Here is a 6,577-nt window from a genome sequence, read left to right as displayed (position 1 = left end):
TCGTACATCTTTTGACGCAAACTTTTTTTTCCATGATTAAATGAATTAAAGGTTAAACATAGAATAAAAATAAGTTATATTACTGAAAAACAGACCTTTAAATCGTAATAAAACTACCGACGAAGGAGGTTTAGTTCAACTGTCCTATATGTCTTCCGATATCCGGACCACCTGTGAATGTGACTGCCCGTACCAGTTTATGTTTTATCACCTCATCGGACTGATCGTGACTGATCACCAACACAGTAAACAAACCATCCGGGATATCGGCTTTTTGGTAAATGCGCTCCAGCAGTTTACCCGAACCGGTCACGTTTGAGCCGTGCTTTAATAGAACCGCATTACCGGCCATAAGACATGCTATGGAGTACCGTACCACTTGATAGCTCGGATAATTCCAGGGCTGAATGCCATAAACCACCCCGATGGGGGCATATGAAACACGGCCTCTTACGCCATTGACCATATCCCGTTCCTCGGTTTCCAATTCGTCAGGTCCGATCTCAGCAGTATATTCACAAATGGCAGCACATAAATCCACCTCTTGCCTGCTTTGCACTAGGGTCTTCCCCATTTCATCGGTCATCAATTGCGCCAACTCTTCCTTAGCATTGACCAGTTCTTTTCCAATAGCTCGGATCTTTTCAGCCCGACTTTCAGGAGAAACGGCCTTCCACGTTTTAAAGGCTTGATGGCATTTTGAAATTGCCCCATTTACCTCATCATCGGTCATGTATTCAAAGTGCTCGAGACTCTTACCCGTTAAGGGATTGATGGTCTCTACTGTTTCTTTTGTTCCTACTTCACTCATTTTGTTTATGTTTTTATGGTTCTTACTAATTAGCTTTGTTCTGTTGGCATGAGGTACACATCGTTGATGTTTACTCTGTCGGGCTGGTTTAAGGCGTAGAAAATGGAATTTGCAATATCCTCAGCCTCGAGTTTGGTCATCTCCTTCATTCCTTTCAGTTTCTCCTTGATGTCATCATCGGTGATGGATTCAAACAGGCTTGTGTCCACCGCACCAGGCTCTATGGAGGTCACGTTTATTCCATACCTCGGTGCCAACTCTTTCCTTAATCCTTCAGAAAACATTTTGAAACCTGCCTTGGTTGCGCAATAAATTGCCCCTCCGGGAAAGTAATTGTGCGCTGCCGAAGATGAAATATTGATAATATGTCCGCTCTTATTTTTACGCATCGTGGGCAGTACCGCTGCCACCCCATTGAGTACGCCTTTGATGTTGACATCTACCATTTTCTCCCACTCATCGGTCTTGAGTTTTTCGACATAAGAGAGAGGCATCAGTCCCGCGTTATTGATCAGTACATCGATGGATCCGTATTCATCCAGGGTTTGAGAAACAGCTTTTTCAAGATCAGCAGGATTGGTTACATCCGTTTTTACGACCAATGCCTTTCCGCCATTTTTCTCAATTTTTTCTTTTAATAGATTCAATTCATCTTCACTTCGTGCACACAATACCACAGAGGCACCCTCTTTGGCCAGTTTCATCGCGGTAGCTTTTCCTATTCCACTGGATGCTCCTGTTATGATTACTACTTTGTTTTTTAAGTCCATATATTATTTTTTTGGTTTACAAAATTTGCTTTGAGCATTTTTTTAAACTTATTTATACCTACGGCAATAACCATTATAGATTATTGGTAGATATTTATAACATCTTGGTACTGTCCAAATCTGCAAGAGATCCGCAGAGGCGATTTACCCGGAAAAGATTTGATTAAATTGGATCTTAACCTTGTAAGAAAATTTAACCCCAGCCCTCAACCCACCCTCATGCCATACCTAATCCTCCTCACTTTTCTCCTCAACCTTTCCTTCACGCCTGAAGCCGAAGAAATCCATATCCGCATCAACCAAGTCGGCTACCTCCCTGAGGACAGCAAGGTTGCGGTGGTGTTCAGCAAAGCAGCGGTCAGGGAGAATTTCCTGTTGGTGGATGTCGAAACAGGAAAAACCGTATTGGATATCAAAGCTGTTAAACTTAAAAAGGATGCCTGGGGAGGGTTTTTGTATTGGGAAGTGGATTTTTCGGGATTCAGGGATGAGGGGGAATATGTATTGAAAGGAAAAAAATCAGGGATTACTTCTGGATCGTTTCTAATTTCATCCAAGGCCTATTCGGGTTATCAGGAGACTTTGTTGGAGTTTATGCGGCAGCAGCGCTGTGGTTATAATCCTACTTTGGATATGGTCTGTCATCAGAAGGATGGGCGTGCTTTTTTTGGTCCTATGCCGGACAGCACTTATGTTGACCTGAGTGGAGGTTGGCATGATGCAGGGGATCAGTTGAAATACCTGATCACTTCCAGTTATGCGACTGCCCATTTGTTGATGGCCTATGAGATGTACCCTGATAGGTTTGAAGACAGGGTCAATGCCATGGGTCAGCCCGGTGCGAACGGAATTCCTGACATACTGGATGAGGCCAAATGGGGTCTGGACTGGATCCACAAAATGCATCCCGCACCCGATCAGCTTTTTCATCAAGTGGCCGATGACCGGGACCATAGAGGTTTTAAGATCCCCAATCAGGACAATGCGGATTATGGCTGGGGTGAAAACTCCTACCGTGTGGGCTATTTTGCCACAGGCAGACCACAAGGTTTGAGCAAGTATCAGAGCGAAGCAACAGGTGTTGCCAACCTGGCCGGAAGAAGTGCCGCTGCCATGGCCTTGGCTGCAAGGATTTGGGACAGGGATCTGAAAGATCCTGTATTTGCAGAAAAGTGCAAAAGGGCCGCCATCTCATTGTATCAATTGGGAAGGGACAAAGAAGGCTTTCAGCAAGGTAATTCCTATGGGGCACCTTACCGCTACAATGAGGAAACCTGGGCGGATGATATGGAATGGGGTGCCGGAGAACTCTACAAACTGACCCAAGAAAGCAAGTACCTGGAGCAAGCCAAATCCTATGCGCTGCAAAGTAATACTGCCGACAGTTGGACAGTCAGGGATTCCGCTGCCCATTATCAGTTGTACCCTTTTATCAATATGGGGCACTTTTCACTGCATGAGTTGGTGGATGAAGATTTCAAAAAGACTCTGGAAAGATATTATAAAGATGGTATTGATTATACCATGAAGCGGGCGCAGAAAAATCCTTTTCATATCGGGGTGCCCTTTATCTGGTGCAGCAATAACCTGCTGACAAGTTTGGCCACCCAGGTGATCCTTTATGAAAAAATGTCAGGTGACAAGCAATTTGAACCCTTTCTCGCATCCCAAAGGGATTGGTTGTTCGGAAAAAATCCATGGGGGAGTTCCATGTTTACAGGAATTCCCGAAGGAGGGGAATTTCCGGTGGAAGTGCATACTGCCCCTTATGTACTGTTGGGGATGGAAGTTCCCGGTGGATTGGTGGATGGCCCTGTTTATACTTCCATCTACAATAACCTGCTGGGCCTGACATTATGGAAACCCGATAAGTTTGCCGCATTTCAAAACGAACATGTGGTCTACCACGACGATGTAGGCGACTACAGCACCAACGAACCCACCATGGATGGCACCGCCGGGGCGATATTGATGATTGTGCATTTTGGTAGGGAGTAGGGGGGGGTGAAAATATTAGATTATAAAAAAGCATTCAAGAGTAACAATTGCGTTTGCCTTGTCATCTCGACGGTAGGAGAGATCTGCAACCCTTAAACCCGGAACAGACTTCTCTCCGCCGCGGCGGATCGAAGTGACAAGGACAACCTTTTTCCTCTCTTCTACATTTTTGCTATGGAACCATTTAATGAAGATTCACTAAACATCGGTCATCCGACATCTGACATCAAACACTTCTTACTTTCCTCCTCCATTCATAAAAAAAAGCTGGCCTGAAATTTAAGGCCAGCTTTGTTAGTAAAAAACCAAACGAATTCTTTATTCAACTTTGACTTCGAAGTAGTATTCCTGGCCGTTTGGATAAACTCCCAAAATTACTAATTCTTCGCCTTTACTTTCATTAAGGATTTGGGATAGGTCATTTGCGCCTGTGATGCGGTATCTTCCTTCAGTACCAATGACTGAGGTAATGATAAACCCTACTTTGGCACCGGACTTTTTCCACTCGTCATTGGAAATGTCAATGATACTGGCACCACCGTTCAGTTTGAGTTTTGTTTTGACATCAGGTTTGACATCTTCAAATGTCACCCCTCCAAACGTCATTCTAACAGGAAGTTCTTTTCGAATGATCTTGGTATCCCCTGAAATATTTTTCAAAGTTGCAGTTGCAGTTAATTCTTTTCCTTTTCTCAGGTATTTGACATCAACCTTATCCCCTGGACGTTTTCTTGCCACCATTTCCTGTAGTTGGGCTACATTGTAAGTATCAGAACCATCAACACCGATAATGATATCTCCTTTTTTCAGACCTGCCTCTTCACCTCCGCTGCCTTCGTTGACATCGACTACATACACACCACGGGCAACATCAAATTTTTCACCGAGGTTTTCTTCCAATTCAGGACTTACATCCCTGATCTGCACACCCAATAAACCCCTTTGAACGGTACCGAATTCCAATAGGTCATCCATTACTTTTTTGACGATGGAACTTGGTACTGCAAAGGCATAGCCATTAAATGTACCGGTTCTTGAAGCAATAGCGGTGTTGATTCCGATCAGTTCTCCGGCCAAGTTGACCAAAGCTCCTCCGGAATTACCCGGATTGACCACTGCATCGGTCTGTAAGAAGGATTCAATTTGAAGATTGTTTTCCAAATCTCTCAAAATTCCTATGTTTCTTGCTTTTGCACTGATGATACCTGCTGTCACTGTGGAGGTAAGGTCAAAAGGATTGCCAACAGCCAATACCCATTCACCCACTCTTGTTTTGTCAGAATCTCCAAACCTTACAAAAGGCAAATTAGTCGCCTCAATTTTGAGCAAGGCTAAATCAGTTGTAGGGTCAGTACCGATTACCCTTGCCGAATACCTTGTATTGTCTTCTAACGATATATCTATTCGGGAAGAATTTTCGATCACGTGGTTGTTGGTCACAATGTATCCATCTGCGGAAATGATCACACCCGAACCGGAACTCCTTCCTTCTCTTGGGCTAGGTGCCCTTTCAGGAGATCTGAATCCAAAAAATTCTTCAAAAGGATCAGCACCTCTTTGTCCTTGGGTGACTGTCACACTGCTTCTGACATGGACTACTGCCGGGGTTACCATTTGTGCGGATGCCACAAAATTAATCCCGTCAGGGATGATGAATTTATCGTTCGAAAGCCAACTGACCAAACTAGTGTCCTGCTTGTCGGCGAAATTAGTTGCGGAATTTTGCTTCGAAAGGTAGCTTGCCCCTGCAAGTGCCACTACGCCTCCGATCAATGAAGCAAGGATGATTCCAAGGAAAAACTGCTTTTTATTCATTTTTGTCTCTGGTTTAGTTCTGTCTTTTGGTACACGTAATTTAGATAGTCCCGTTATCAAAAACCAAGCTTATTTTTTTATTTGGCAGATTGTTTTAACAACGTTTAACAGGAAAGTGCTTAAGTAGTGAGTATCTGAGAGGATAACAAAAAAAAAGGAAGTGGGTTTCCCCACTAGCCTTTATTTTACTTCAATTTTCGATTTATTTACTTTTTTCTCTTCTTTGGGAAGACTGACTTTCAGCAATCCGTCCTCATAAGCGGCTACGATGCCGTCTTCTTTGACATTGTCAGGCAGGTAAAAAGACCTGCTGAATGATCCGTAGTGGGTTTCCAGAGAATGATAGTTTTTTCCTTCTTTCTTTTCTTCCATTTTTCTTTCTCCCGAAATGGTCAATCTGCCGTCGTTTACCTCAAGGTTGAAATCTGACTTTTTCATCCCTGGCACAGATACTTGGATCTCGTAGTGTTTTTCATCTTCTGCAATATCCACCGCAGGGGTAAATTGTTTGACGTTTTGACCGATGGAATCATTGAAGAACTTATCCAACATATTGCTGAAAGTGGTCGGATAATTGGGTTCAAGCTGGTTATATTTTACAAGTTTCATAGTGATATTTGGTTTGTGTTTATTGAAGAATGTTTTCAATCTTGATTTCAATAAATAATATACCACTCTTCAAATCAGGACATTATGGCTTAATTTGACTATAATCGGTTCTTTACTCAGTCAAGTTGACAGAAATATTGCATTTACGTCATTGGTAGTCCCCAATATTTAAAAATATTCAGGAAAGGAATGGCATCAAGTTGCCCGCTAGGCAGCCGTCATCCCGAGTTTTCAACAATGTGTTATTGTTCATAATAGGTAATGACATCATGTTATCCGTCATTCCGAGTATTTAACATTTTGGAAATGTTCAGAAAATATAATGACATTGGTTTGGCTTATATATGATTAATTTTAGCGAAATTAATGTACAACCAGTAAATAATTGCACTTATCAATAATCTGTCATTGGTAGTAATTAACATTTTGGAAATGTACAGAAAATGTAATGACATTGGTTTTGGCTTATATATGATTAATTTGAGTAAAATTAATGTAAAACCAATAAATAATTGCACTTATCAATAATCTGTCAATGGTAGTCCCCAACATTTTTGAAAAAACATTCAGAAAA

5 protein-coding genes are annotated in these 6,577 nt (G+C 42.4%); 1 reads left to right on the top strand and 4 read right to left on the bottom strand.

Annotated features, from left to right (window positions below):
• Positions 1-130: 130 nt before the first annotated feature.
• On the bottom strand, positions 131-811 hold the full coding sequence (locus ACEW8O_RS09070) for an aldehyde dehydrogenase family protein (RefSeq protein ID WP_373494307.1): 681 nt from the start codon (positions 809-811) through the stop codon (positions 131-133).
• 29 nt (positions 812-840) lie between these two features.
• A complete protein-coding gene (locus ACEW8O_RS09065; RefSeq protein ID WP_373494306.1) occupies positions 841-1,581 on the bottom strand; it encodes an SDR family oxidoreductase in 741 nt (246 codons plus the stop codon).
• Positions 1,582-1,800: 219 nt separating this feature from the next.
• Here ACEW8O_RS09065 and ACEW8O_RS09060 point away from each other — a divergent pair, with 219 nt between their 5' ends.
• A complete protein-coding gene (locus tag ACEW8O_RS09060) occupies positions 1,801-3,579 on the top strand; it encodes a glycoside hydrolase family 9 protein (RefSeq protein WP_373494305.1) in 1,779 nt (592 codons plus the stop codon).
• Positions 3,580-3,897: 318 nt separating this feature from the next.
• Here ACEW8O_RS09060 and ACEW8O_RS09055 read toward each other — a convergent pair whose 3' ends face one another.
• Both ACEW8O_RS09055 and ACEW8O_RS09050 read right to left on the bottom strand, forming a co-directional pair.
• Positions 3,898-5,394, bottom strand: a complete 1,497-nt coding sequence (locus ACEW8O_RS09055; protein ID WP_373494304.1) for a Do family serine endopeptidase — start codon at positions 5,392-5,394, stop codon at positions 3,898-3,900.
• A gap of 180 nt (positions 5,395-5,574) precedes the next feature.
• Entirely contained in the window at positions 5,575-6,003 is a 429-nt protein-coding gene (locus ACEW8O_RS09050) for an Hsp20/alpha crystallin family protein (protein ID WP_373494303.1), read from the bottom strand.
• Between the last annotated feature and the right edge of the window lie 574 nt (positions 6,004-6,577).

Origin of the sequence: Aquiflexum sp. (assembly GCF_041749095.1) — a bacterium.
GTDB lineage: Bacteria > Bacteroidota > Bacteroidia > Cytophagales > Cyclobacteriaceae > Aquiflexum.
This window is presented reverse-complemented; position numbering and strand designations above follow the sequence as displayed.